Origin of the sequence: Nocardioides luteus (assembly GCF_014648595.1) — a bacterium.
GTDB classification, from domain to species: domain Bacteria; phylum Actinomycetota; class Actinomycetes; order Propionibacteriales; family Nocardioidaceae; genus Nocardioides; species Nocardioides luteus.
The window spans coordinates 148,901-172,238 of the sequence record NZ_BMRK01000004.1 but is presented as its reverse complement, the minus strand read 5'-3'; the positions used below and the strand labels follow the sequence as shown (position 1 = coordinate 172,238).

Below are 23,338 nucleotides of genomic sequence, written 5' to 3'. Positions count from 1 at the left end.
TCTGGATGGTCTCCTGTTCGGGGGTGCGGAAGTGGCCATGACCTGGACTGATGACCTGACCGCTCGGTCGCCGCGCCCTTCCCTGCCGGACCGCGCGAAGTCTTCAACTGTCTATCAGTCCTCCGGGCGCGAGCTGATACGGATCGACGCAAGGCGCTCCAGGCTGAACAAAGTTGAGGGTGGTGCGCATAGATTTTCGCACCGTGGTTACCCTTGGTGATGCCGACGGGACAGTCAGGGTGACTTGTCTTGGCTGGCTGTCCCGGACCGCAAGGCGAGGGCGACCGAAGAAACATGACACCGAGAGCGTGCTGTTGGCACCGCGGCTTCGGATTCATCCGGGGTCGCGGTCTAGACGATTGCTCGGGCGTCGAGCGCCAAGCCCTGGTTGATGGGCAGGATCGGAGCGTTCTGGCTCGAGGGCCAGGGCGTTTCTTTCTTTTGGCCCGCTGCTCGGTCGGTAACGGTCCTTATCGGCCGGATCTCGCCGGATGCTCGAATCCGATCGTGATTTCGGGCAGGACCCGTTACCGTGGTTCGCGCCGATCGGGCAGTCGAGGTGACTTCTTCTCACTGTGTATGACTTTCCCTGGCGCGAGGGCCGGAGAGAGTCGAGGAGAGTGACACCGCGATCGATGCCGTCGGCGCCGTGGCCTCGGCTGATCTCCGGGGTCACGGTCTGGTTTTGGTGAGCCGCTCTGGGCTTTGTGCGCCCGATGGTGCGCCTGCGGCGTACGACAAAGAACCGGCCCGCACCTGGAAGTCCAGGTGCGGGCCGGTTTCGATGTACGCCATGTAGGACTTGAACCTACAACCCGCTGATAGATCAGGACTACACGGCGGTCCTTCGGATGCCCGCTCAACGGCCCTGCCTTGGGGTTCTGGTTGTTCATGGTTGTTCGTACGGAGTCGTGGCGCATTCATCCCCGCATTCGTCCTCACTTGGGACTCTTGGCGTCTGTCAGTTCTGGTGCCCCCGGCGTACCCCTCGCGTAGCGCCGTTGCGCGACAGACTGGAGCCTCGCGGCATGATCGGATGGTCGATTCCGCCACGCTGGTCTCGTACCGGCTGGGAACATCTACCCGTGGTTGCCAGAAGTGAACGCAATGAGGCGCGGACCTACCATCTGGTCAGGTTGTACCTCGCCGAGATTGAAGAGATCGAACGTGTGCTGGCCGACCTGGGGCCGGACGCTGGCAGTGTCAAGATTTCTAACGGCGAGTGGGAGGCTGAGACCATCGCCGAACTCGCCGCGAAGGGTGAGGGTCCGTTCAGCAAGTTCACGATGAAGCGATACGACCCGGGGTTGCTGTCCTTCGAAACGTCCGGCGTCTCAACGAGGCTCTACGTCAGCAACACAGACGACCTGCAGTTGCGCGGCGCCTTCGAGAAGATCAACTCGATCTTAGTCGCCTCACAGCGACCGTTACTTGTCCGGTGGTTCCATAGCGCGCCCATGTGGGGAGTTCTGGTTGGGCTAGGCGTCGTAGCTGGCGCAACTGGCCTCGGCGCGGTCGTGGGCATGTTCCGGGGCGATGGCCCTCCCGGATGGCTCGTACCGACGTGCATCGCGGTGCTCGCCTTCGCGTGTCTCATCGTTCGGTATCAGTATCGGACCAGCATGCATGCGAACGGGCTGGTTTATCTTGTGCCTAAGTCCGCTCGCCCGAGTTTCTTTGTGCGTAAGCGTGACGACATCGCCATAGCGCTAATCGGCGGAGTGTTCGGCGCCGTCTTCGGCTCAATCCTCACCCTTCTGGTTCAGCGCCCTTAGGAGCCATCAGAACGGTCGGTCGGACTGTGCCTCTTTGTGGAACGGCTCCGGGCTCTCGGTGTAGTAGCGGCGGGCCACCTCCCGCCGAACGCCTCCAGCTTCTGCAGGCGCGCGCCCGGCGACGTGTCGGTGTCATCCGACGAAACGACTGTCGTTGTTCAATCGCCGTGGCTCTGGTGCATCTGTTCACCGGTGGGTTGCTCACCCGCACATCGCCGTCCGCCATCGCCGAGGACACACCGGGGACGTAAACGCCTACAGATGGAGTACATGGTTTCCCCCCGCGCTGGCAGCCGCCGCTGGTAACTTCACCCTGTGGATCTGAGGGAAGCAGCTCGCGCACGGTGGTAGTCACGTACGGGCCCCGCGACTCACGGTGCCTTTATCCCCAGAATGCACCCCAGGCGATCCATTGGGCACCGGTCGGAGGCGACGCGAAGGCCGTGGTGCGCGATTTGATCTCGGCCGTCAAAGAGACAGTCCCGCTGGCCGCACAGCCCGAGGCCAAGGCCGACGTCGCAGCGCTCCTTGAGCGCTTCGAGCAGTGCCGGGCCGTCGACCCTGACGACGTGAAACCCATCGCACAGCACCACTGCATCTGGGAGATGAGGCTGGACATCCAGACGCATGGCCTGTGCCTCCGGATCTACGAGACCGAGATCGCAGAACTGCCGGCGCACATCGTGGCCCTGCACGCGCACCGCAAGGTCATCAGCGGGTCTCCCGAAGACATCCGCACCGCGCAGGACAACGAGATCCTCGTCGCTAGCACACGCTGGGACGATGGTCGACCCCAATTTTGGGGACTGTGACTTACCTCATACTCTGGTGCGATCGACGTCGATGTCCATAGAATCAAATCTATGGCACACCTTGACGAACTCCTGCCAGAAGAGTTCGCTTCCCCCGAGGAGCGCCTCGCGCTGGATCTTGCTCGCGAGGATCAGGTACTCCTTGCGAAGTTGATCGAAGCTAGAAGAGCCTCAGGCTTGTCCCAGGAGCAAGTCGCCGAGCGGCTCGGGCTCTCACAGGCAACCATTAGCGCGTTCGAGCGCCTCGGCAACGACCCGCACCTATCGACTGTGCGTCGCTACGCCCGCGCTGTGGGCGTCATGATCCGCCATCACGTTGGCGAACATGCAGTAGGCAACGGCGAGTCCCATTTCCTGAGCCACGTGAGCGACCGCGAGATCGAGATCCACGAAACGGCGGCCGCGACGGCGCGGAAGGTCTCGCTGTATGCCGACTGGGCATGGCCGGAGGCCGGTTTCGCGATCGAGTCAGTTGCCGACTCGGCAGCCGTGCACGCATGAGCGAACAAGCCACCCCGCAGACGGATCGCCCATCGGCGACGTGGACCGAGAAGGATCTGATGCCGGAGGGTGCTCCTGCGATCGCCGTCACCGGGATCGATCTGTCTCGCGCCACCATTGTCTCGCGCTCTGGCGACGAGGAGCGCGTCCATTGGCACATTGCATCGCTGCCAGTTCCTGGCGCTGTTCCTCCGCGGCTCTGCATGATGGGTGACCTCATCCACCACGCTGATGGGTGGTTCGTGGGTGCAACTGCGGTGTGCTATCTGACGTTTCGAGATCCTGAGGACGCCCCAGAGTCGGACGACGAACTAGACGAGGCAACCAAAGTTCTCGGCGCATGGGCCTCGAACATCTTGTACGACACCGCCGCAGCGGCCGCACGGCGTTTGGTCGCAAGTACCGTCGGCTGTCACTTGGATATAGCCATCCAGACTCCAATACCGCACTTCGGTGTCGTGGAACGGGGCGCCTGAAGGCAAGCCTTCGGAAGACCTCGATGGCGAGTCATAGTCTGCCGATTCCGGGACCGAGCAAGTACCTGGTGCGTTGGACCAGAAAACGGAGGGACTAGGAAGTACCGGCTCCAGGGCAACCAGGTGGGCCAATGGGGCAGCTTGGGTCAATATGGGCGGTCGTTCTCGGCCACTCTGCGGCGCTGCTCGGCGCTCTCTGTGCGTTCGCAACGGATGATTTCGGGGTCGACCGCCTTCGCCTTCTGTGCGCGACGCCAGGCAGCGGTGACCCCGTCGCGGTAGCCGCGCTGGTCTGGTGAACCAGGCTTCAGGCCAGCCGCGTAGTGGGAGACGATGTCCCAGCTCATCGTGCCGAAGTGGCGTACGCCGAGATCGTAGGAACTGCGGTAAGCCCGAGTCGCTTCCGAGTGCGGCGCGTGCGGCGTCGGCGGGTACTCGCGCTCTCGGCGCGGTGGCTGTTGCGGGTATGGCAAAGGGGTCGCCTCCAGACTGGTGGTCAACCCCTTAGGTGCTCCAGTGTATGACCCGCGATCCGCGGTCGCTAGGTGTCTAGCTGGCCTCGATGGCGCGGTTAGCGCTGGTCGGGAATGCACAGAGAACGGCTGTCGCGTCGTCGTGGCGCTTTCCGCGGAACTTCCCGGTACTCACTTCGTCGGCCGAACGAACGTGCCCGATCAGGACCCGAGGCCCTTGCTCGAGGGCGGATGCAGGAGGCGGGCTTGGGTCGATTCTGCATGTCGGCAGAAGAAGCTCAACGTAACCTTCGGTCGTGCCCTCTCGTGATGAAGACCTTGATTGGTTGCCGGACCGCCATCTCGCCGCCGCGCTGACGCTTGGACATGCCGACAGCGTGGCTGGGCAACTATGCGACCTCGTATTTGAATACGAAGTTGCTGATCCACTGGAGTTGAAAAGCGTTTATGACGAGCGCCACTGCCACGTGACCGTGGAGAAGATTGCGCCGCTCCCTCCTGCTATAGCACGCCTGGCTGCCGACGTGCTCACACAGTTGCGTGCTGCGATCGAACACGCCGTTTACGCCGAAGTCGAGTGGAGGTTGGGCCGGGAGCTGACCGCTGCGGAGGCAGGTCGAATCGAGATGCCCGCGCAAACCTCTCCCGAGGGGTTCGCCACCTGGTTGAAGGGCAGGAAGCGCAAAGACCTTCCGCCGCTACGAGATGGGGAGGTACTGATCGATCGGATTCGAGCCCTTCAGCCCTATCAGCAAACAGACGTCGATCACCATCCGCTTCGCCTACTCGCGGAACATACAAACCATGCAAAGCATCGGTCCCCTGCGGTTGCCATGATGCGCCTGGGTATGGTCAACACCTGGCCGCTGAACAACCCGAATGTGAAGGTTGCGAGCAGCGGCACCCCCTTGGAGCCGGGGGCAATCTTGGCCACCTCGCCGAAGTACGGTCAGGTTGAACTCAGCTTCTGGCCCGTAGTCGCCGTTCAGCGTCCTCATACCGGAGAGTGGGGGATGCTCGTTCAAGAGATTGACGTGATCTCTAACTGGGCTCGAACGGTTGCCTTGCCGTCGATCGCTACCGGAGAGGTGAACCCGGTGCCGCCGCTACCCCCGCAGATCGATACCACTAAAGGCTGGGAGGACAGCCGAGATGCATTGAGCGCGGGAGGGCCTCACACGGCGGCTACGCGTCTGGGGTTTCGTCTGCAAGCGAAAACAGCGCGAACCAGCCTTCCGGAGATACTGTCGTCGTTGGCCGAGTCACCGGACCTCGCTGTTCTTGAGCGGTGGGTGGACGGACTGACGGACGATCAAGTGCTTGCCCAGATGAGCGCGATTGCCCAGGACCTTCCGCTCGGCCACACGCAGGCGGCCCGGGAGATGATTCGAAATGCTTCTGAAGCCGATGAACGGGGCTGAGGCGAACTCGTGTGGTCCCCGGTCATCGCCGCCTAGTTGGTCCGTGTTCCGCCGTCGACCGCCAGCCAGAGGCGAGCCATTGCTTGTTCCGCTGGTTCGGTCCGGGGGTCGCTGTAGTGAGCAGCCAACGGACGGGTTGCCATCCACTCCCGCGCCTCGTCGGCGAGCAACGCCATCAATCCGCTTGACCGCTGCAACGGGTCCTTGATCGTCCAAGCAAGTTCCTCCGGGACGTCCATCCGAACCGCCGCCTCGCGCAGGCACGCCTTGTCGAACGTGACGCCGTCACGCTCGACGTAGAGCGCTTGCTCGGAGAGGCGACCTGCGACGGCCCACATGGATTCGGTGGCGTACGGCTGCATGTACCGCCAGTCGCCGTCGCCGAGAAGGCGCGTGTAGAAGTCGGGAATCGGGAAAGTGAGCGCCGCCGTCGCGCGGCGGATCTGCTCGTCGCGGACTGACCCGTTCGGGGACCACCCCCCGAGGAAAACCGCGTCTGCTCCGTTGCCCGAGAGGATCGGACCATCAAGGCCGAGGTCGTTTAGGCGGGTGGCGATCGCGACCAAGGGGATGCCCGCGGTGACCTCCCAAAGCTCGTCAGTTCCGAGCGCTGCAGACACCCAGCGGCGGAGGCCGAGGACTTCGCGAGTGTCGATCAACTCATGGTCCAGGCCGAGATGAGCCGCCGCCGAGGCCGCGCCTGTGGCGTCTCGTGAACCAGGTATTGCGACCGTCAAGCACAGCGGGTTGAGGTCCTTGTAGGCGGCTGCCAACAGCAGCGAGTCCACGCCTCCGGACAACATCAGCGCGGGCCGCCCAGCATCGTGAATCTTCGTCTCGCCCCATGTCCTCAGCGTGTCGAGGACAGCGGTCGCCGCGTCAGTGGTGGTTTCGATGTCGCGTGGGCCATCGAAAACCCTGAGCGTCTGGGTAGTGGGTTCCACCAAGTTCATCCGTCATCTCCGGTCCTGTTGGCTTCCAGATTCGTGGTGAAGGTGAGGGCGATGCGGTCGGCCGGCCAAACGTTGTCGGCGACTTCAACGACCTCCCCATCGTTACTGATCGAGGTTTTTCGGTCGGCGACCACGGGCGAGCCAGGCGTGATGTCGAACTCTGCTGCCTCGTCGCTTGTCGCGGGCCTGGCGAGCACTCGGTCCTCAATCCGAGCGACCTCGATCCCTACCGTTGACAGTTGGTGCTGCGTCCCGCCTGCCCACCATCCTTTGGCCTCGTCGAAGAGGTCTGGGTTCTTCTCGATGTGGTCAGCCCGGAGGTGTGAAATCGTGACCTGGAAGGGCGCGGTCTCCTCCTTCACGCGGGTCCGAAAGGTGCGGCGCAGGAGAGGAGTGCCTTCGGCAACTCCGAACGCCGTCGCGAGGTCGGCATCGGCCTCCGTGCGCTCGTAACGGGGCTTGAAGTCGAAGCTGTCGGCGGGCAGGCCGGTGTCTCTCTCCGATGCACCCTCGGCCGCGCGCTCCTCGTCGGGGAGTGCGACGCGGTCCTTTTCCCACTGATAGCGGTCGTTGCTGCGCTCTACGCGCGTGCGGCGCTGCTGGACGAAGGTGCCTCGCCCGTGAACGCGCACGATGTGCTGCTCGGCCTCCAGCAGCGCCATTGCGCGGCGGATCGTTCCGAGGGCGACGCCGTACTCCTCCATGAGGGTCGTCTCCGGCGGAAGTCGGTCGCCGGGCTTCAGGTCGTTGCTAGTGATGCGCTGCCTGATGTCGGCAGCGACTCGGTCGAACTTGGCGGCCACTGGGTGATCCTCTCGTTGGTCGCTTCGATGGTAGTCCTTCAAAGGACTGATTGACACAGTCGGCGCGTTCGTGCTTACCTATAGTCCTACAGAGGACTACAGGACTAAGAAGGAGTACGACACATGCGATTCACCACCGCAGACGAGCCGACCGGGGATGACCTGGCGGCGATCGAGGCCGAGTGGCCGCAGATCGCCGCTGAGCGCGACCTGGTCGACGCCGAGTGCCGCCTGCTCGCTGACCCGGCCGACGCTCTCGCCAAGCGGTCCCACCGCCGGGCGGTGAGCGCGCTCCTGCACCTCATGGTCCAGCGGCTCAACCACGACGCGGGCAATGCCGCGCCTGTCTACATGCTCACCAACTTTGGCCCGGCCGACGCGGCCGAGGCCGCGTGATTCTCGGAAGGAATCTCGACATGGTTACTGCGCCTCTCGCCCTCGTCCTGGGCATCATCTCGTTCTTCATGACCCGGGGCTCTGCCTCGACCATTGCGGGCACGATCGTGAACGTTCTGTTCGGGATCGCGCTGGCTTCCACGATCCTCGGCCCGCCGATGATCAGCGGTCTGGAGTCTGGCTCCAACGCTGTCATCCAGGGTGTGTCCGACTCGATCGGAGCCGGTCGCTGATGGCCGCCTCCGCGCTGACGCTGTGGCGGCTCCGGACGACCCAGTCCGGCCTGATCCACATCGAGGACACGGCCACCTCCGCCGGGGTGATCACGCTGTGCGGCTTCGAGATCCCGGCCACTGCCAACGCTATGTCCAGCCGTCAGCCTGCCGACCGCGTCCGGAGTCCGCACGCTCCGATGTGTGCGGCCTGCGTGACCGCGCTTGATCACGTCCGCAACACCAAACCGAACCAGAACTGATCGAGACCTGAGGAGACATGAAGCGCGATGACCGACGGGCCGTGTCAGACCTGCCAGCAGCTACGCCGCGAGCTGCACGCACAGCAGGAACGCACCGGGCTGCTGGTCCGGGGTCTGGCCGCCGTCCTGGCTTTGCTCGATGCCGAACAGATCGAACCGTCCATGGCTAAGCACCGTGTGCTCGCGATCGTGCATCACCGCCTGACCCACCTGATGTCCCAGACCAACGGAAGGACCCGATGATGACTGACTACTACCCCATGAACGGGACCGCGCCGGACAGCCCGGCCTCCCTGTTCGAGAACCGGATCGGTCTCGCCGAGGCCGACCAGGACGAGGCCCACGACGCTGAGCGGGTCGATGTGTTCGAGGGCACTGTCTTGGCCGTGGTCGACGACATCGACACCGCCACGCCGTTCTCTGTGAGCGACCAGTACAACTCCGCCGACTCCGCCGAGTCAGGGGAGTCGGACGATCTGCCCTCGACGCTCTCGTGGGCGGCTCCTGACCGGGTGAGCGGTCAGCGTGCTCCGATCATTCCGCCGTGGCTGCGCTCTGCAGAGGCTCGCAAAGCCGCCGCGCGGCAGGCCCTGTCGGCTGTGGGTTACCACACCGCATTCCACGCGGTCCGGACCCCGGTCTACACCGTGAAGACCCTGGGCTATTCGGTAGTGGGTTGTGGCCGGATGACCGGCCGCGTCACTCGCTGGGTGCGGGCCGAGGAGGGCAACTACGAGCTGCGTCAGAAGGCCGCCGAGACCAACGACGCCTACACCTGGCAGGCGCTCAACAAGATCCGCGAGCGTGAGTCGCGGGGTCGCATGTGGGGTCTGGCTCTGGCCACCGCTGCCACCCTGATCGTGGTCGCGATCCTGGCCGTGACTGGCATCCTGGCGCCGGTTCTGTGGGCTGGCCTGGCTGCGCTGGTCGTGGTCACGGCCCGTGCCGGCCGACCGGCTGACAAGCCGATCCTGGGCCGTGTCGCGACGGGTCGTCGGTTCACCAAGCTGACCGGTGACTTGGTCCGCAACTCCCTGGTCTCGCTAGCTGTACGCGGCATCACCGCGCCGGAGCAGATCGAGTTCTGCCACCCCGGCATCCACCGCGACGGGCCCGGCTGGCTGGCCCGGGTCAACCTGCCCGAGGGTGTCACCTCGGTGAAGGTGCTGGAGCGCCGTGACGGGCTGGCTTCGGCGCTGCGGATCCCGGTCGACCAGGTCTGGCCCTCGGCCGGACCGGACCACCCCGGACAGCTCGACCTGTGGGTGGGTTATCAGCCCGCCTCCGAGATGGGCCAGCCGACGTGGTCGCTGGCTGCTGAGAACGCCCATACGTCGTTCTTCGAGCCTGCCGAGTTCAGCAGCGATGAGCGCGGCCGCCCGATCGAGACAACCCTGTTCCAGCGCTCTTTCCTCATCGGTGGCCAGCCCGGTTCGGGTAAGTCCTACGCTGGCCGGGCGCTGATCGCGATCGCGATGCTCGACCCGACCTGTGAGCTCAAGATCGCCGAGTTCAAGGGCACCGGTGACTTCCTCGACTTGGAGCCGCTGTGCTCGACCTACGTCGTCGGTGTCGATGATGAAGCGCTGGACCAGGGCGTGGCGATCGGCCGGTGGCTGGTCAGCGAGGCCGAGAAGCGCGGCAAGCGAATCCTGGCCGCCCGCAAGCGCGGTGAGGCCCCTCAGGGCAAGGTCACCCCCGAGCTGGCTGCCAAGCCCGGTTCTGGGCTGCACCCGGTGTGTGTGGTCATCGATGAGGCCCACGAGCTGTTCCTGTACTCCCCGGACGCCGCCTCCGACTTCGAGCGCGCGATCAAGCGCCTGCGTGCTCTCGGTATCTGCGTGATCCTGGCGACCCAGATCCCCGACAAGGCCTCCCTGCCCCCGGGCATCACCCGCTGTGTCACCAACCGCTGGTGCCTCTCGGTGGCCGGGCAGGTCGAGAACGACATGATCCTCGGCACCGGCGCATACAAGCGGGGCCTGACCGGCACCGTCTACCGGCCCGTGTACGACGCCGGATGGGGCTGCATGACCGGTGGAGCCTCCCCGGTCGCTGCCCGCTCCCAGTTCCCCGCCGACGACGTCTGGGACTCGATGGTTGCCCGGGCCACCTCCCTGCGTGGCGGGGTCGCGGTGGGTGCGCCGATCGAGACCGCCCCGGCTCGCGATCTGCTGGCCGACCTGACCGAGGTCGCCGCCCCCAACGGCCAGCACTGGGACACCGCCGCCGAGGCGCTTACGGAGAACTGGCCCGACGCCTACACCCACCTCACGGCCGCCGCGCTGTCGGACATGGCCCGCACCGCCGGGCTCGTCTCGGTCAACGTCAAGGTCGCCGGAGCCGTCCGCAAGGGCTACCGCCGCGCCGACCTCAACAAGCTCCGCGCCGACCGCGACGCAGAGGCCCAGACCGAGACCCCGAAGGAGGGGTAGCGGCCGAGGTAGCGGACCACCACCCGGTAGCGACCTCGCTACCCACCCCGCTACCCCCAAACCTAGCCCTGACCAGCACAGACGTTCGAAGGTAGCGGGTAGCGACCCTCCCCGAGACCACCCCAAACAAGCCCAGGAGACAGATTCCATGACACCGCTCACCGTCGCTACCCTCGCGGCCGCCGTGCTCATCACGCTCGCTGCTGGGATCTACACCACCCTGTGCCGCGAACTGCCGTTCAAGCCCTGCCGCCGCTGCCACGGCACCGGCACCCGCACCATCCCCGGCCTGTTCGGCCACAAGCTGCGGGCTTGCCACACCTGCCGAGGAACCGGCACCCGACTGCGGACCGGGCGTGCGCTCTACAACCACGCCCGCCGCATCCACACCGAGGCCACCACCACAACCCTGCCGCCCCAGCGCGACCCGAAGCAGCCACCCCAGCGCCCCGGCTGGTAACCGCCTCCCACCCCTCGCACGAGCCCCAACGGCTCAGGTCCCTACCCAGCCCATGCCTAAAACACCTGATCAGAACAGGAATTAAGTCATGAACACCGCTTCCGCTCCCCGCTCCGCCCGCCTCTCTGGCCTCGCTGCTGTCGGCTACGGCCTGACCGGCGTCGGGCTCATCCAGGTCGCCGTGACCATTGCCCCGCAGGTCGCCGCGATGATCCCCGCTGCTGGTTCCGCCGCTCCCGCTGTGGGCGTGGCCGTCGCCCTGGCCGCCGACGTCGTATGGGCTGCCCTGGGCCACACCACCATCCACGCCTACAAGTCCGGCCAGCGCGCCGCCGCCTACGGCTTCGGAGCCGCCACGGCGCTCGCTGTGGCCGTCTCCACGGTCCTGCTGGCCGCCGTTGGGCACATGGGCCCCTGGTCCGCGATCCCGGCCCTTGCCGCGCTGCTGCTGATCGCTGACGGCATCCGCGACCAGGTGACCGTCTCCCCGGAGACGGCCTCCATCATCCGGGCCCGTAGCGCCGAGATCCGCGACCAGCGCGCCCTGGCCGTGATCGAGGCCCGTCACGCCGCCCACATGGAGACCATCACTGGCTACGGCGAGTCGGCCCGGCTCGCCGCCCGCACTCACGCCCTGGCCGAGATCAAGGTGACCGTTGAGCGTGCCGAGAATAAGGCCGCCAAGCGCCTCACCGCCTCGGCTGAGAGGCACGCCGCCGGAGCCGTCGCCTACCGCGAGCTGGTCGGTCGTCAGCCCGTTACCGACCCCGTCAACGGCCCTGACACAGCCCCTGACATCGAGGGTGACACCGACCCCACCGACCAGCCCCACGAGATCGCCGCTCACACCGCCTCTGTCACCCCCATGCCCGCCCTGACTGTCATCCCCGACACGACGGACGACGAGGACGACAACGATCAGGACCGCACCGGCCTGTGCGTCATCTGCGATGAGGCACTGAGCGATGACGACGACCAGGTGCACTCCGCGTGCGCCGCCGTCGAAATGCGCTCTGCCGGGCTGCCCGTGCCCGAGGTCGCTGGCCTCCTGAAGGTCTCCGAGCGAACAGTCCAGCGCTGGACCAATAGCAAGGCCGCTGGTGCCTGATGAGTCGCCGTACCCGCCGTACCCGTCGCCGCTACGTGCAGCGTCGCCGCCATTGGTGGCGCGACCTGATCACCAGCGAGTTCTACAACGCCACCCATGCCTGGGAGCTTGACGCGGAGGCCGAATCCCTGGGCTACGAGACCGAACTCGAGGAGTACGCCGCCACCCACCCGCGCCCGACATTGAAGGGCTTCATGGTCGCCCTCGCCAGACCCGACCGCCACGTCGATCCCGGAGACGAGACCGCCGAGCACGACACCGAGGAAGGACAGGCCGATGACGCAGCAGCCTGACACCCTGACAACCGCTCTGGACTACGCCGCCCGTGGCTGGCGAGTCTTCCCCCTCCTGCCCGGCTCCAAGCGGCCCGCCACCCCCAACCACCGCGCCGCCGACTGCGACCAGACAGACCCCTGGTGCCGCACCGGTCACGCCGGATGGGAGCAACGCGCCACCGACCGGACGGACTGGATCACCCGCGCCTGGTCCAGCAACCCCGCCTCCGGGATCGGGATCGCCTGCGGACCCTCCCGGCTGGTCGTGGTCGACCTCGACACCCACAAGCCCGGATCCGAGATCCCCGAGCCCTGGCACCGCTTCGAGATCACCACCGGCGAGGACGTGCTCGACCACCTCGCCGGAGTCCGCGGCGGCACCATCAACCCCACCTACACCGTGCGCACGCCCTCGGGTGGCGCCCACCTCTACTACGCCGCCCCGGCCGGTGGACGAGCGTTCGGCAACACCGCCGGAAAGATCGGCTGGCTGATCGACACCCGCGCCCACGGCGGCTACGTCGCGGCCCCGCCGACCACCATCGGCGCGAGCGCCTACACCGTAGTGAACGACCGTCCGCCGGCCGAGCTGCCGATGTTCCTGCTCGACCTACTCACCCGCGACCACCAGCCCGCCGCCCGTGCCTCTCAGGACCGCTCTCCGGACGGTTCTGGGCGCCCGGCCCGACGGAACCGGACGGCGGGCTCTGGTGAACCCGTCAGGGACCAAAGCGCGTACGTCGACAGGGTCTTCGACATCGCGATCCACGGCGACCGAGAGCGCCGCGTCGCGGGCCTTCTGGACGCGACCAAGGGTGGCCGAAACGCCGCGCTCTACGTCGCGGCCGCCACTGTCGGCAAGTTGGTCGCGCGCGGCCTGATCACCGAGCACGCCGCCGTCGATCGGCTCATGGCCGCCGCCGCTGGCCACATCGCCGCCAGGGCCTACACGCCCTACGAGGCCGAAAGCACGATCCTGTCCGGCTTCCGCCGCGCCGCCACCCGGAGCGCCGCATGAGCACCGGACAACCAGACCAGCCCGCACCCGACCCAGAGGAGACCAGCATGGACGCCGAGATCCATACCGACCAGGACCAGAACGACGGCAGCGCCGCACGCACCCCGGCCGACTTCACACCCGACGCCGGAGAGCTGCTTCTCAACGAGGTCCGCGAAGCCCTCGCCCGCTACGTCATCCTGCCCGACGAGCACGCCGCCACCGGAGTCGTGCTCTGGATCGCCGCCACCCACGCCGTACCCGCCTGGGCCCACGCCGCCCGCCTCGTCATCCGCGCTCCCGAGAAGCGGTGCGGCAAGTCCCGGCTGCTCGACCTGGTCGAGGCGATGTGCCATGACCCGCTGCTCACCGTCAACGCCTCCCCGAGCGCGGTGTACCGCTCGATCGGGATGAAGCGAAAGAACCCACCCACGATCCTGCTCGATGAGGCCGACACCGTCTTCGGGCCTAAGGCTGGCGACAACGAAGACCTGCGCGGCCTGCTCAACGCTGGCCACCAGCGCAACCGGCCCGCCCTGCGCTACAACGCCGCCAACTCCAGCGTCGAGAAGATCCAGACGTTCGCCATGGCCGCCCTGGCTGGTATCGGTGCCATGCCGGACACCATCGAGGACCGGGCCGTGGTGATCCGGATGCGTCGCCGCGCCCCTGGTGAGTCCGTTGCGCCGTACCGGACTCGCCGTGATGGTCCAGCCCTGGACAACCTGCGCCAACGGCTGAACCAGTGGGTCAGGGCCCACCTGGACCACCTCGGTTCCGCCATGCCCGAGATGCCGGTCGAGGACCGCGCCGCCGATACCTGGGAGCCCCTCCTAGCCGTTGCGGACCTCGCCGGAGGTGCCTGGCCCGACCTCGCCCGAGCCGCCTGCACCAGCCTGACCGAGACCCGCGACGCCAACGTGCAGGTCAGCATCCAAGCCCGCCTGCTCACCGACTGCCGCACCGCGTTCGGCACCTCCGAGATGCTGGCCACCACCGACCTGCTCGACCACCTCAAGGAAGACCCCGAAGCCCCCTGGGCCACCTACGGCAACACCGGCCTGACCCCGGTGCGACTCGGCGCATTGCTGCGCGACTTCGACATCACCTCCGCGAACCTCCGCCTCGGCAAGGACCGTCAGGCCAAGGGCTACCGCCGCGCCGACTTCGCCGATGCCTGGGCCCGCTACTGCCCTCCCGAGGACCCCAACCCGTCCCAGCCGTCCCAGCCGTCCCAAACCAACGTATCCGCAGATCAGGACCTGTTTTCGAGTGGGACGGGTCGCGAAATCCAGCCGTCCCAGAGCCGTCCCACCCAAACGCAACCCGTCCCAGCCGTCCCACATCCGTCCCACCCAGAAACCGCGCCTGACCAGGCACAACACCCCGTTGGGACGGCTGGGACGGCTGGGACGGCTCCCCTCCCTCTGACCTGCCGTGCCTGCCGTCAGCCTCTGGCCGTAGACGACGGCACCCACCTTCACCCGACCTGCGAGGAGACCAGCCGATGACGAAGCGCAACGACAGCCGCAAGACTGCGACGGAAGGTGGAATTATGAGCGCGATTGCTGAGGTGGAGCCGCTGTGGTCGGTGCAGGACGTGAGCACCTACCTAGGCATCCCTGTGCACACGATCTACGCATGGCGCGGTGCTGGCACCGGCCCTCCAGGACGACGGATCGGCAAGCGACTTCGGTATCGCCCGGAGGACGTCCGGGCGTGGGCGGCCGCGCTTCCTACGGAGGTGGTCGCGTGAACCCGCTCGGGCTGGGGGAGCACGGCAAGCCGACGACCATTGCCGAAGGTCGCCGGTACGTGACCTACATCAATTATCGGGACTGGTCCGGTAAGGCCCACCGCGTGCGGCGAAGTGGCAAGACGAAGGCCGAATCCGTACGCCGTGCGCTCGATGCGGTGCGCGAAATCCTGGAGGAGGGCGCTGGGCTCGACATCACGAAGGCGACGCGCTTCCGGGAGGCGTACGCGGGTTGGCTCGCCACGTTTGCCGACCAGGTCGAGGCGGGGGAGCGGTCGCAGTCTTCCCTCGACCTCTACACGGGAGAAGCGGAGCGTGTGGTCCTGCCCGCGATCGGAGATCTTCGACTCGGGGAGCTGCGTACGCCGCTGCTCGACCGGTTCGTGCAGGGCGTGCTCAAGGACAAGGGCCCGTCCACCGCGAAAGTCTGCAAGACCGTGGTGTCGAACACCTGCGGTTGGGCCGTTCGGCAGGGAGGCATGACGTACAACCCGATGCGCGAGCTGACGCCAATCACCGCGAAGACGAAGAAGGCGCGGGCCCTCGACGTAGAGGAGCTGCGCAAGTGGATCGATGCTCTCGACGCTAGCGAATACGCCTGCCGCCAGGACCTTCCGCAGTTGGCACGCTTCATGCTCGCTACCGGTCTGCGGGTCGGTGAGGCGGTCGGGGTTACCTGGGCTGACGTCGACCTGGTCAAGGGTTTGGTCCGCGTCGAGCGGACGATCATTCGCGTCAAGGGGAAAGGGCTGATGGCCACGAAGGTGAAGTCGGAGACATCGGAGCGGCCGCTGTTTCTGCCGTCGTGGTGCATAACGATGCTCAAGGAGCGACACGAGCGCCGCCGAGCCGATGACAGTCCAGTGTTCCCGAGTGGCGCGGGCACCTGGCGCGACCGCAACGCCGTGCAGCGCTCAATTCGGCAGGTGCGGGAGGGCACCGACTTCGAGTGGCTGACGACGCACACCTACCGAAAGACGGTCGCGACGGTGCTGGATGAAGGCGGCCGGAGTGCCCGCGCGATCGCTGACCAGTTGGGGCACTCGCGGGTGTCGATGACGCAGGACGTTTACCTAGGTCGCAAGGCCAAGAACGCAGGGAACCTCGACGCGCTCGAAGCGCTCAACCCGGACGGCCCGAGGGACGCGAACGAGGAGCGGCAGGACACCGCTAACGAAGGCGAAAGGGATGGCGCTGCGTAGCCATTCATCCTCGAATTCCTCCTAAGCGGCTATTTTCGACGGGTAAAACGACCTTCGGGCCCTGACCTGTTTCCCCAGGTCAGGGCCCGAATCCGATGTACGCCATGTAGGACTTGAACCTACAACCCGCTGATTAAGAGTCAGCTGCTCTGCCAATTGAGCTAATGGCGCATGTCCTTCGCGCGTCAGACGCGCTCTGCGACGAGAAGAACATTAGCAGCGGGCTCGGATGCGCCCCAAATCGAGGTGGTGGTCAGCGCAGCTCCAGGATCGCCTGGGCGGCGTTGTGGCCGCCGAGGCCGGAGACGGCGCCGCCGCGGCGGGCCCCGGAGCCGCACAGGAGGACGGTGCCGGTGTCGGTGGCGACGCCCCAACGGGCGGCGGGGGTGGACAGGTCGGCGTCGTCGGGGGCCCAGGGCCAGGCCAGGTCGCCGTGGAAGATGTGGCCACCGGGCATGGCCAGGTCGGCCTCGATCTCCTGCGGGATCTTGGCCTCGATGCAGGGCTGGCCGTCCGGGGTCCGCGCGACGACGGAGGAGATCGGGTCGAGCAGGTGGCGGTCGAGCGAGGCGATGGCGCGCTCGACGGCCTGCGCCTTCCGTTCCTCGCGCGTGGCCGGGTCGTCGAAGAGGGTGGCCGGGGCGTGCAGACCGAAGTAGGTCAGCGTCTGGGTGCCGGGCGGGACGTCACCGAGGATCGAGGGGTCAGTGAGCGAGTGGCAGTAGACCTCGCCGGGCATCTCGGTCGGCACCGAGCCGGCGGCGGCCTCGGCGTACGCCTTCTCGATCTCGGAGTAGGACTCGCCGAGGTGGAGGGTGCCGGCGAAGGCGACCTCCGGGTCCTCGCCGGCGCGCAGCCGGGGGAGTCGCTGCAGGAGCATGTTGATCTTGAGCTGCGCACCGACCGGCTTCACCGCGGCCGCCGGTGTGCGGCCGAGGAGCCCGTCGAGGACGTACGGCGCCAGGCCGGAGAGCACGAAGTCGGCCGCCACGGTGTGGCTGCCGTCGCCGTCGGTCCAGGTGACCTCGGCGCCCTCGCCGACGTCGCCGCCGCGGATCGAGGTGACGGTCGCGCTGGGGCGTACCTGTGCGCCGCCGGCCTCGGCCGCCTTCGCGATCGCACCGGTGACCGCCCCCATGCCGCCGACCGGGACCCGCCACTCGCCGGTGCCGTTGCCGATCAGGTGGTAGAGGAAGCAGCGGTTCTGGATCAGGCTCTCCTCGCCGAGGCTGGCGAAGGTGCCGATCAGGGCGTCGGTGGCCACGACGCCACGGACGAGATCGTTGCCGAAGCGGCGCTCGATCGCCTCGCCCAGCGGCCGCTCGACGATGTCGCGCCAGATCGGCTCGGCCACCTGCGACCGGAGCGCGCCGGTGGTCGGGAGCGGGGAGGTCAGGGTCGGTGCGACGACGCGGGCGAGCTCGCCGACCTCGTCGTAGAAGGACTGCCACGCGGCGTACTCCTCGTCCGAACCCGTCACCGCACGGAAGCTGGCCGCGGTGGCCTCGCCCTCGGGCGTCTCCACGAGCAGGCCGGTGGCTCGGGAACCGTCCTGGAAGGGCGAGTACGAGGCGGTCTGCCGGGTCGCGAGCTCGATGTCGAGCCCGAGGTCCGAGCGGATCTGCTCGGGGAGCAGCGAGACCAGGTAGGAGTAGCGCGAGAGGCGGGTCGGGAAGCCGTCGAAGGCCTGCGCCGAGATGGCCGCGCCGCCCACGTGGTCGAGGCGCTCCAGCACCAGGACGCTGAGGCCGGCCCTGCTCAGATAGGCCGCGGCGGTGAGGCCGTTGTGACCGCCGCCGGCCACCACTACGTCGTACTGCTCCTGTGACATGCCCCGATCTTAGGAGGCGGCCCTCACGGCGTTGGCCCGGTCGGTGAGAGTGGTCAGGACCCGTGCGGTCGTGGCGAGGTCCTCGGCCGGGATGTCGGCGAAGACTCTCCTGGTCAGCGGCTGGGTGCGCTCGGTGATCTGCGCCTGCACACGGACGCCCTCCTCGGTCAGGGTGAGGCCGTCGGCGACCAGGCCGCGGGCGATCGCGGTGTCGAGGTGCTGCACGACCTCGGCCTCGGGGACCTTGAGGTTGAAGGCGGTCGAGGCGACGAGGTCGGCTCGGGGTGCGTCGCCCCTGCTCAGGTAGTTGAGGAGGAGCGACTGCTCGAAGGTCAGGTCGTAGTCGTCGAGGATGTCGAGGAGATTCTTGCGGACGGCGAAGTAGGCGACGCCCAGAGTGGCGCCGGTCAGCGGGGGAGTCGGGGTGGTGGTCATGGTCGTGCTCCTGTGTGTGTCAGTGGTCGGTGTCGATGGGAGCGGCCAGCATCGCCTCGAGAGCGGCCTGCGCCTCCGCGGCTCGACGGCTGCCGCGGCCGCCGAGCGGCGCGGTGACCTGGTCGAGCAGCCGGCCGGTCACCGCGATCGCCTCGCGGGTCACCGCGGTGCCCTCGGACGTGATGGCGAGGCGTACGGCCCGGGTGTCGTGGCTGTCGCGCAGACGCTCGACCCAGCCCTTGGTCTCGAGCTGCCGGGCGAGCTTGGAGACGTACATCGGCTCCAGGCCGGTGAGGTCCGCCAGCTGCTTCTGGGTGGGGGCCTGCGAGGTGCGGAGGCCGTAGAGGGAGGCGATCAGCGAGTACTGCGCATGGGTGAGCCCCAGGGGCGCAAGGGCTCGGTCCATCGACACCCGCAGACGCATGGCCAGACGCCACACGACGTATCCGATCGTCGGCTCGTTCATGACGGAAACGCTACATGTTGATCATAAACATGTATAGCAATTTAGGATGTCGGTGGTCCCTGGCAGGATCGGCGGCATGGCTGAGCGTCCGCAGGTTCCCGAGGCGATGGTGGCGAGACTGAGGGAGATCCTCGGCGCCTTCCCCAAGTGCCTCGAGGAGGACGCGTGGGTGGGCGTGCGCTGGCGGGTCGGCCAGGCGACGGTCGCGCACGTCTTCGGCGGCGAGGACCAGCTCTTCCGCATCGTGTTCCGGGCCGAGCCCGACGAGGTCGTCGCCTTCGAGCACCTCGGCCATCCCTACTTCAAGGGTGGCTGGGGTGGCAACGTCGTCGGGATGATCCTCGACGACGCCACCGACTGGGTCGAGCTCGGCGAGCTGCTCACCGACTCCTACTGCATCCAGGCGCCGGCCAAGCTGGCCGCTCTCGTCGTGCGCCCGGGCGTGAGCACCGAGTAGGGTCCGCTCGTGCATGTCGAGCAGGTGAAGAAGTACGTCGCCTCGTCGCTGCTCTGCTCCGTCGTCCTGCTGCACTCCCTGGCGATGGCCGCGCTCGGCGCGACCGGGGCCGACAAGGGCGGCGCCCGCGAAGGACTTTTCGTCATCTCCGTGCTGCTCGGAGTGGTCGCGGTGGCAGGCGTCCGGCTGATCAACAAGCTTTCGCTGGTCACGCCGTGGTTTCTCGTCGCGCCCGTGATCCCGGTGCTCGTCTACTACTTCGCGCTGTGGTCATAGCCACCAAGAGTTATCGGCCGATTGGGACCTTAGACCCTAGGCCGACTGCTTGGAGTCCGGCATGTTGCCATGGTAAATCAGGGGGAACAATTACCTTTCCATGGCAACAAATTTCATAAGGAGTGCGTGTGCGCCGTGTGGCCATGCTGATCCTCGGGGGAGCCGTCGCGGCGGCCGGGGTCGGCTGCGGTTCTGACAGTTCCATCGACTACGGGTTCTACAGCAACAACCATGGCGAGAACCCCGCGATGGAGAAGAAGGTGATCACCGTCGACAGCACTGAAAGGATCGAGCAGAACCAGCAGCTCGGACTGACGGCAGAGGGCACCATCAAGGGCGAGGCGCCCGGGATCCTGTTGCGGGTGATCGTCCAGGACGTCTTCGAGACGTCGTTCACCGACGGCACCGAGACCCCTCCGGGGTCGCGGGTGATGGCCGTCGAGGTCCAGGTCGTCAACGCCGGATCGCGGGTCTTCAACGACAACCCCGCCTCCGGTACGACGATCGTCGATGCCTCGGGCAAGAAGTACAAGAGCCACCCCGGCCAGGTCGAGATCGACGGCGGGGAGCTGTTCCCGGAGCCGCTCGGCCTGCAGCCGCGCGACCAGCGCACCGCCCTGGTGCCGTTCGTCGTGCCGGTCGGAGTGAACATCAAGCAGGTCGGTTTCCAGATCGACAAGGGCGGCGAGAAAGGCCTGTGGCGGGTTCCGTGACCCGGAACCTTTAACCAACCTCCAGGCAACCTTCTGGCAGCAACAGGCGTCTGCACCTTCGTGGTGGTGAGACGATGAGACGTCTCGGACGTAGTGCTGCGTGTGGTCAACAGGAGGTGTCGTGCGGGTCCGGGTCCTAGGCGTCGTCGAGCTGGTCTGCGACGACGGCACGGTGCAGAGGCTGTCGCGTACGCGGCGGACGCTGCTCGCTGTCCTGACGGCCGCGCGGGGGGCGCCGGTCTCGTCCGACCTGTTGATCGAGGAGCTGTGGAGCGGTTCGCCTCCGGCGACGGGGGTGAACCTGCTCCATCAGCGTGTCCGCGATCTGCGCCGGGCCCTGGGCGAGGACCGTCATCACCTGGAGCTGCGCGCGAACGGCTACGCGCTGGTCGGCGCGGACGTCGACCAGATCCGGTTCGAGGACCTGGTCGAACAGGGCCGGATCGCCTCCGGGTCGAACGACCACGAGCGCGCCAGCATGCTCTTCGACGCCGCGCTCCGGCTGTGGGCCGGCGGTGCGTACGGCGGGGTCGGTGACTCCCAGATGATCACCACCGAGGCCGCCCGGCTCGAAGAGCTGCGCCTGGTCGCGGTGGAGTCCCGCGCCGCCGCCGATCTCGCGCTCGGCCGGCAGGCCGCCGTGGTCGGCGACCTCGGGCCGTACGTCGAGGCCAACCCGCTGCGCGAGGGGCTCTGGCTGCTGCTGATGACCGCGCTGTGGCACTCCGGCCGCACCGCCGAGGCGCTCGACGCCTATCAGCGGCTCTTCCGGATCCTGCGCGACGAGCTCGGCGTCGAGCCGTCCAAGGATGTCCGTGACCTGAATCAGCGCATCCTCGACGGCGACGACCCGGCCACCATCGCTGCAGACGAGCCGGTCGTGCCGCGCCAGCTGCCGCCGGTCGTCTCGGCCTTCGCCGGGCGCGAGGAGCAGCTGACGATGCTCGACGACATGGTCGCCGCCGACGACGGCCGGGCCGTGGTGATCTCTGCGATCGCGGGCACGGCAGGGATCGGCAAGACGACGCTGGCGCTCCACTGGGCCCACCGGACCGCACCACGCTTCCCGGACGGTCAGGTCTTCGTGAACCTGCGCGGTTTCGACCCGCGCGACGCCCTCGACCCGTTGGACGCGCTCGGGGTCGTGCTCGAGGGATTCGGTGTCGAGCGCTCCCGTCAGCCGCAGGACATCGACGGCCGTGCCGGGCTGCTGCGCAGCAAGCTGGCGGGCAAGCGGGTGCTGCTCGTGCTCGACAACGCCCGCGACAGCGAGCAGGTGCGCAGTCTGCTCCCGGGCAGCCCGGGGTGCGTGACCCTGGTGACCAGCCGCAACAGGCTCTCCGGGGTGGTCGTCGAGGCGGGGGCACGGCCGATGGAGCTGGGGTTGCTCGACGACGCCGAGGCCTACCAGCTGCTGGCCGGGCGGCTCGGTGAGGAGCGGCTGCTGGCCGAGCCGGAGGCCGTCGACCGGATCATCGAGCTGTGCGCCTCGCTGCCGCTGACGCTGTCGGTCGTGGCCGCCCGAGCCTCGACCAGGCCGGCCTACGCCCTCGCCGACCTGGCCGACGAGCTCGGCGAGTCGCGTCTGGACGGCTTCGGTGGTGGCCGCGGCGACCTCCGCGCGACCTTCTCCTGGTCGGTCCGTCACCTCACCGACGCCGCCGCGCAGCTCTTCCGGCTGATCGGCCTGCATCCGGGTCCGTCGATCACCATCCCGGCCGCCGCCAGCCTGGCCGCCGTCTCTCGGGTGCGCGCTCGCCGCCTGCTCGACGAGCTCACCGAGGCCAGCCTGGTGATCGAGGTGGCGCCGGGGCGCTTCGTACTGCACGACCTGCTGAGGGAGTATGCCGCCGACCTCGCCGGGAGCGATCCGGAGGCGCTGCGCGCGCCGGCCGAGCTGCGGATGATCGACCACTACGTCTTCAGCGCCCGCGCCGTGCTCAGCACCTACGATCCCCACCAGGATCACCTCGATGCCACCGAGCCGATGCGCGAGGGGGTCACCGTCGAGGTCGTCGGTGACAGCGGCGAGGCGCTGGCCTGGATCGCCACCCAGCTGCTGGTCGTCTCTCGGGTGATCGATGTCGCCGTCGCCCGAGACCTGGCGCCTGACCGCGTCGTGCTGCTCATCGGAGCCCTGGAGCGGCTGCTCGACCTCCAGGGTCGCTGGATCGAACTCGCCGCGCTGGCCGAGGCTGCTCTCCCGGTGGTTCGCCGCAGCGTCTCGCAGGGCGGCGACCCGGCCGGGCTGGGCGTCGTGCAGCGGGCCGCGGGCGCGGCCTGCGGGCGGCTGAACCGGGTCGACGAGGCCCTCGACCATCTCGGCGGGGCCCTCGAGCTGGCGGTCGGGTCCGGCGATCTGGCGGCCGAGGGGAAGTCCCTGCACCGGCTGGCCACGGTGGCCACGGCCTCCGGCGATCATGCCGGGGCTGCTGCGTACGCTTCCCGGGCGGCGGAGGTCTTCGCCCGTGCGGGCGACCTGATCCGAGCGGCGTGGACCACCGGCCGGCTCGGGCTCTACGAGGCGCTCGACGGCTCCTACGAGGCCGGGCTGCGCCACTGCGAGACCGCGCTCGCCGATCTGCGCCGGCTGGCCCCCGGCTACCGCAGCGAGGGCAACGTCGTGGCCACGATCGGCTGGATCCATCAGCAGCTCGGCTCGCTCGAGGAGGCCACCGGCCACTTCGAGGAGGCGGTGACCAAGCTACGTGCCGCCGGCGACCTGCCGGGCCTCGCCGACGCGCTCGGTCATCTGGCCGAGACCCGGGCCGCCCTCGGCAAGGTCGAGGACGCCCGCAGCGCGAGGACCGAGTGCGACTCGATCCTCGCGCGGCTGGGCTGA

Annotated in this window: 27 protein-coding genes and 1 tRNA gene; 21 read left to right on the top strand and 7 right to left on the bottom strand. The window is 67.6% G+C overall.

The window, feature by feature from the left end:
* Positions 1-1,085: 1,085 nt before the first annotated feature.
* The 4 genes from IEY81_RS07250 to IEY81_RS07235 all read left to right on the top strand — a co-directional run bounded on the left by IEY81_RS07250 (position 1,086) and on the right by IEY81_RS07235 (position 3,564).
* Positions 1,086-1,775 (top strand): hypothetical protein, encoded by a 690-nt coding sequence (locus IEY81_RS07250; protein ID WP_189117787.1) that lies wholly within the window; start codon positions 1,086-1,088, stop codon positions 1,773-1,775.
* Between the two features lie 446 nt (positions 1,776-2,221).
* Positions 2,222-2,587 carry a hypothetical protein gene (locus IEY81_RS07245; protein WP_189117786.1) on the top strand — a complete coding sequence of 122 codons (366 nt, stop codon included), beginning with the start codon at positions 2,222-2,224 and terminating at the stop codon, positions 2,585-2,587.
* A gap of 51 nt (positions 2,588-2,638) precedes the next feature.
* Complete coding sequence (locus IEY81_RS07240) at positions 2,639-3,088, top strand: helix-turn-helix domain-containing protein (protein ID WP_189117785.1); 450 nt, start codon at positions 2,639-2,641, stop codon at positions 3,086-3,088.
* Positions 3,085-3,564: a hypothetical protein gene (locus tag IEY81_RS07235; RefSeq protein ID WP_189117784.1), complete on the top strand. Its 480-nt coding sequence runs from the start codon at positions 3,085-3,087 to the stop codon at positions 3,562-3,564. The genes IEY81_RS07240 and IEY81_RS07235 overlap by 4 nt, the downstream gene beginning before the upstream one ends.
* A 146-nt stretch (positions 3,565-3,710) precedes the next feature.
* On the opposite strand, the gene IEY81_RS07230 is transcribed toward IEY81_RS07235, so the two are convergent.
* Positions 3,711-3,911, bottom strand: a complete 201-nt coding sequence (locus IEY81_RS07230) for a hypothetical protein (RefSeq protein WP_189117783.1) — start codon at positions 3,909-3,911, stop codon at positions 3,711-3,713.
* Positions 3,912-4,333: 422 nt separating this feature from the next.
* On the opposite strand from IEY81_RS07230, the gene IEY81_RS07225 reads away from it, so the two are divergent.
* Positions 4,334-5,458: a hypothetical protein gene (locus IEY81_RS07225; protein WP_189117782.1), complete on the top strand. Its 1,125-nt coding sequence runs from the start codon at positions 4,334-4,336 to the stop codon at positions 5,456-5,458.
* 32 nt (positions 5,459-5,490) lie between these two features.
* Here IEY81_RS07225 and IEY81_RS07220 read toward each other — a convergent pair whose 3' ends face one another.
* Positions 5,491-6,411: an asparagine synthase C-terminal domain-containing protein gene (locus IEY81_RS07220; protein WP_229787486.1), complete on the bottom strand. Its 921-nt coding sequence runs from the start codon at positions 6,409-6,411 to the stop codon at positions 5,491-5,493.
* A complete protein-coding gene (locus IEY81_RS07215) occupies positions 6,408-7,214 on the bottom strand; it encodes a GntR family transcriptional regulator (RefSeq protein ID WP_189117780.1) in 807 nt (268 codons plus the stop codon). The genes IEY81_RS07220 and IEY81_RS07215 overlap by 4 nt, the downstream gene beginning before the upstream one ends.
* Positions 7,215-7,337: 123 nt before the next feature.
* Here IEY81_RS07215 and IEY81_RS07210 point away from each other — a divergent pair, with 123 nt between their 5' ends.
* The 12 genes from IEY81_RS07210 (at position 7,338) to IEY81_RS07155 (ending at position 16,318) form a co-directional block, all read left to right on the top strand.
* Positions 7,338-7,610, top strand: a complete 273-nt coding sequence (locus IEY81_RS07210; protein WP_189117913.1) for a DUF6284 family protein — start codon at positions 7,338-7,340, stop codon at positions 7,608-7,610.
* 20 nt (positions 7,611-7,630) lie between these two features.
* Positions 7,631-7,843: a hypothetical protein gene (locus IEY81_RS07205; protein ID WP_189117779.1), complete on the top strand. Its 213-nt coding sequence runs from the start codon at positions 7,631-7,633 to the stop codon at positions 7,841-7,843.
* Complete coding sequence (locus IEY81_RS07200; protein ID WP_189117778.1) at positions 7,843-8,085, top strand: hypothetical protein; 243 nt, start codon at positions 7,843-7,845, stop codon at positions 8,083-8,085. The genes IEY81_RS07205 and IEY81_RS07200 overlap by 1 nt, the downstream gene beginning before the upstream one ends.
* 27 nt (positions 8,086-8,112) lie before the next feature.
* On the top strand, positions 8,113-8,328 hold the full coding sequence (locus tag IEY81_RS07195) for a hypothetical protein (RefSeq protein ID WP_189117777.1): 216 nt from the start codon (positions 8,113-8,115) through the stop codon (positions 8,326-8,328).
* Positions 8,328-10,520, top strand: coding sequence for a cell division protein FtsK (locus IEY81_RS07190; RefSeq protein ID WP_189117776.1), 2,193 nt, complete (start codon positions 8,328-8,330; stop codon positions 10,518-10,520). Before IEY81_RS07195 ends, IEY81_RS07190 begins: the two co-directional genes overlap by 1 nt.
* A 148-nt stretch (positions 10,521-10,668) precedes the next feature.
* Positions 10,669-10,980: a hypothetical protein gene (locus tag IEY81_RS07185; RefSeq protein WP_189117775.1), complete on the top strand. Its 312-nt coding sequence runs from the start codon at positions 10,669-10,671 to the stop codon at positions 10,978-10,980.
* Between the two features lie 88 nt (positions 10,981-11,068).
* Complete coding sequence (locus IEY81_RS07180; protein WP_189117774.1) at positions 11,069-12,088, top strand: helix-turn-helix domain-containing protein; 1,020 nt, start codon at positions 11,069-11,071, stop codon at positions 12,086-12,088.
* Positions 12,088-12,381 (top strand): hypothetical protein, encoded by a 294-nt coding sequence (locus IEY81_RS07175; RefSeq protein ID WP_189117773.1) that lies wholly within the window; start codon positions 12,088-12,090, stop codon positions 12,379-12,381. The genes IEY81_RS07180 and IEY81_RS07175 overlap by 1 nt, the downstream gene beginning before the upstream one ends.
* Positions 12,365-13,381 carry a bifunctional DNA primase/polymerase gene (locus IEY81_RS07170; protein WP_189117772.1) on the top strand — a complete coding sequence of 339 codons (1,017 nt, stop codon included), beginning with the start codon at positions 12,365-12,367 and terminating at the stop codon, positions 13,379-13,381. Before IEY81_RS07175 ends, IEY81_RS07170 begins: the two co-directional genes overlap by 17 nt.
* Before the next feature lie 47 nt (positions 13,382-13,428).
* A complete protein-coding gene (locus tag IEY81_RS07165; protein ID WP_189117771.1) occupies positions 13,429-14,871 on the top strand; it encodes a DUF3631 domain-containing protein in 1,443 nt (480 codons plus the stop codon).
* Entirely contained in the window at positions 14,868-15,116 is a 249-nt protein-coding gene (locus IEY81_RS07160; RefSeq protein ID WP_229787484.1) for a helix-turn-helix transcriptional regulator, read from the top strand. Before IEY81_RS07165 ends, IEY81_RS07160 begins: the two co-directional genes overlap by 4 nt.
* On the top strand, positions 15,113-16,318 hold the full coding sequence (locus IEY81_RS07155; RefSeq protein WP_229787482.1) for a tyrosine-type recombinase/integrase: 1,206 nt from the start codon (positions 15,113-15,115) through the stop codon (positions 16,316-16,318). Before IEY81_RS07160 ends, IEY81_RS07155 begins: the two co-directional genes overlap by 4 nt.
* A 98-nt stretch (positions 16,319-16,416) precedes the next feature.
* On the opposite strand, the gene IEY81_RS07150 is transcribed toward IEY81_RS07155, so the two are convergent.
* The 4 genes from IEY81_RS07150 to IEY81_RS07135 all read right to left on the bottom strand — a co-directional run bounded on the left by IEY81_RS07150 (position 16,417) and on the right by IEY81_RS07135 (position 19,050).
* A tRNA-Lys gene (locus IEY81_RS07150) sits at positions 16,417-16,489 on the bottom strand.
* An 82-nt stretch (positions 16,490-16,571) separates the two neighbouring features.
* Positions 16,572-18,149 (bottom strand): phytoene desaturase family protein, encoded by a 1,578-nt coding sequence (locus tag IEY81_RS07145; protein ID WP_189117770.1) that lies wholly within the window; start codon positions 18,147-18,149, stop codon positions 16,572-16,574.
* Positions 18,150-18,158: 9 nt separating this feature from the next.
* On the bottom strand, positions 18,159-18,584 hold the full coding sequence (locus IEY81_RS07140) for a winged helix DNA-binding protein (RefSeq protein WP_189117769.1): 426 nt from the start codon (positions 18,582-18,584) through the stop codon (positions 18,159-18,161).
* Between the two features lie 19 nt (positions 18,585-18,603).
* A complete protein-coding gene (locus IEY81_RS07135) occupies positions 18,604-19,050 on the bottom strand; it encodes a MarR family winged helix-turn-helix transcriptional regulator (RefSeq protein WP_189117768.1) in 447 nt (148 codons plus the stop codon).
* Between the two features lie 76 nt (positions 19,051-19,126).
* On the opposite strand from IEY81_RS07135, the gene IEY81_RS07130 reads away from it, so the two are divergent.
* The 4 genes from IEY81_RS07130 (at position 19,127) to IEY81_RS07115 (ending at position 23,338) form a co-directional block, all read left to right on the top strand.
* Positions 19,127-19,507: an MmcQ/YjbR family DNA-binding protein gene (locus tag IEY81_RS07130; protein ID WP_189117767.1), complete on the top strand. Its 381-nt coding sequence runs from the start codon at positions 19,127-19,129 to the stop codon at positions 19,505-19,507.
* Positions 19,508-19,516: 9 nt separating this feature from the next.
* Complete coding sequence (locus tag IEY81_RS07125) at positions 19,517-19,783, top strand: transcriptional regulator (RefSeq protein WP_189117766.1); 267 nt, start codon at positions 19,517-19,519, stop codon at positions 19,781-19,783.
* Between the two features lie 128 nt (positions 19,784-19,911).
* A complete protein-coding gene (locus IEY81_RS07120) occupies positions 19,912-20,496 on the top strand; it encodes a hypothetical protein (protein WP_189117765.1) in 585 nt (194 codons plus the stop codon).
* Between the two features lie 121 nt (positions 20,497-20,617).
* Complete coding sequence (locus IEY81_RS07115) at positions 20,618-23,338, top strand: AfsR/SARP family transcriptional regulator (RefSeq protein ID WP_189117764.1); 2,721 nt, start codon at positions 20,618-20,620, stop codon at positions 23,336-23,338.

Bases quoted from the DNA above. Each gene is read 5' to 3' on its own strand.
- IEY81_RS07190 (WP_189117776.1), top strand. From the start codon at position 8,328: ATGACTGACTACTACCCCATGAACGGGACCGCGCCGGACAGCCCGGCC.
- IEY81_RS07135 (WP_189117768.1), bottom strand. From the start codon at position 19,050: ATGAACGAGCCGACGATCGGATACGTCGTGTGGCGTCTGGCCATGCGT.
- IEY81_RS07175 (WP_189117773.1), top strand. From the start codon at position 12,088: ATGAGTCGCCGTACCCGCCGTACCCGTCGCCGCTACGTGCAGCGTCGC.
- IEY81_RS07230 (WP_189117783.1), bottom strand. From the start codon at position 3,911: ATGAGCTGGGACATCGTCTCCCACTACGCGGCTGGCCTGAAGCCTGGT.
- IEY81_RS07205 (WP_189117779.1), top strand. From the start codon at position 7,631: ATGGTTACTGCGCCTCTCGCCCTCGTCCTGGGCATCATCTCGTTCTTC.
- IEY81_RS07240 (WP_189117785.1), top strand. From the start codon at position 2,639: ATGGCACACCTTGACGAACTCCTGCCAGAAGAGTTCGCTTCCCCCGAG.
- IEY81_RS07140 (WP_189117769.1), bottom strand. From the start codon at position 18,584: ATGACCACCACCCCGACTCCCCCGCTGACCGGCGCCACTCTGGGCGTC.
- IEY81_RS07165 (WP_189117771.1), top strand. From the start codon at position 13,429: ATGGACGCCGAGATCCATACCGACCAGGACCAGAACGACGGCAGCGCC.
- IEY81_RS07220 (WP_229787486.1), bottom strand. From the start codon at position 6,411: ATGAACTTGGTGGAACCCACTACCCAGACGCTCAGGGTTTTCGATGGC.
- IEY81_RS07170 (WP_189117772.1), top strand. From the start codon at position 12,365: ATGACGCAGCAGCCTGACACCCTGACAACCGCTCTGGACTACGCCGCC.
- IEY81_RS07235 (WP_189117784.1), top strand. From the start codon at position 3,085: ATGAGCGAACAAGCCACCCCGCAGACGGATCGCCCATCGGCGACGTGG.
- IEY81_RS07160 (WP_229787484.1), top strand. From the start codon at position 14,868: ATGACGAAGCGCAACGACAGCCGCAAGACTGCGACGGAAGGTGGAATT.
- IEY81_RS07210 (WP_189117913.1), top strand. From the start codon at position 7,338: ATGCGATTCACCACCGCAGACGAGCCGACCGGGGATGACCTGGCGGCG.
- IEY81_RS07200 (WP_189117778.1), top strand. From the start codon at position 7,843: ATGGCCGCCTCCGCGCTGACGCTGTGGCGGCTCCGGACGACCCAGTCC.
- IEY81_RS07185 (WP_189117775.1), top strand. From the start codon at position 10,669: ATGACACCGCTCACCGTCGCTACCCTCGCGGCCGCCGTGCTCATCACG.
- IEY81_RS07130 (WP_189117767.1), top strand. From the start codon at position 19,127: ATGGCTGAGCGTCCGCAGGTTCCCGAGGCGATGGTGGCGAGACTGAGG.
- IEY81_RS07180 (WP_189117774.1), top strand. From the start codon at position 11,069: ATGAACACCGCTTCCGCTCCCCGCTCCGCCCGCCTCTCTGGCCTCGCT.
- IEY81_RS07145 (WP_189117770.1), bottom strand. From the start codon at position 18,149: ATGTCACAGGAGCAGTACGACGTAGTGGTGGCCGGCGGCGGTCACAAC.
- IEY81_RS07195 (WP_189117777.1), top strand. From the start codon at position 8,113: ATGACCGACGGGCCGTGTCAGACCTGCCAGCAGCTACGCCGCGAGCTG.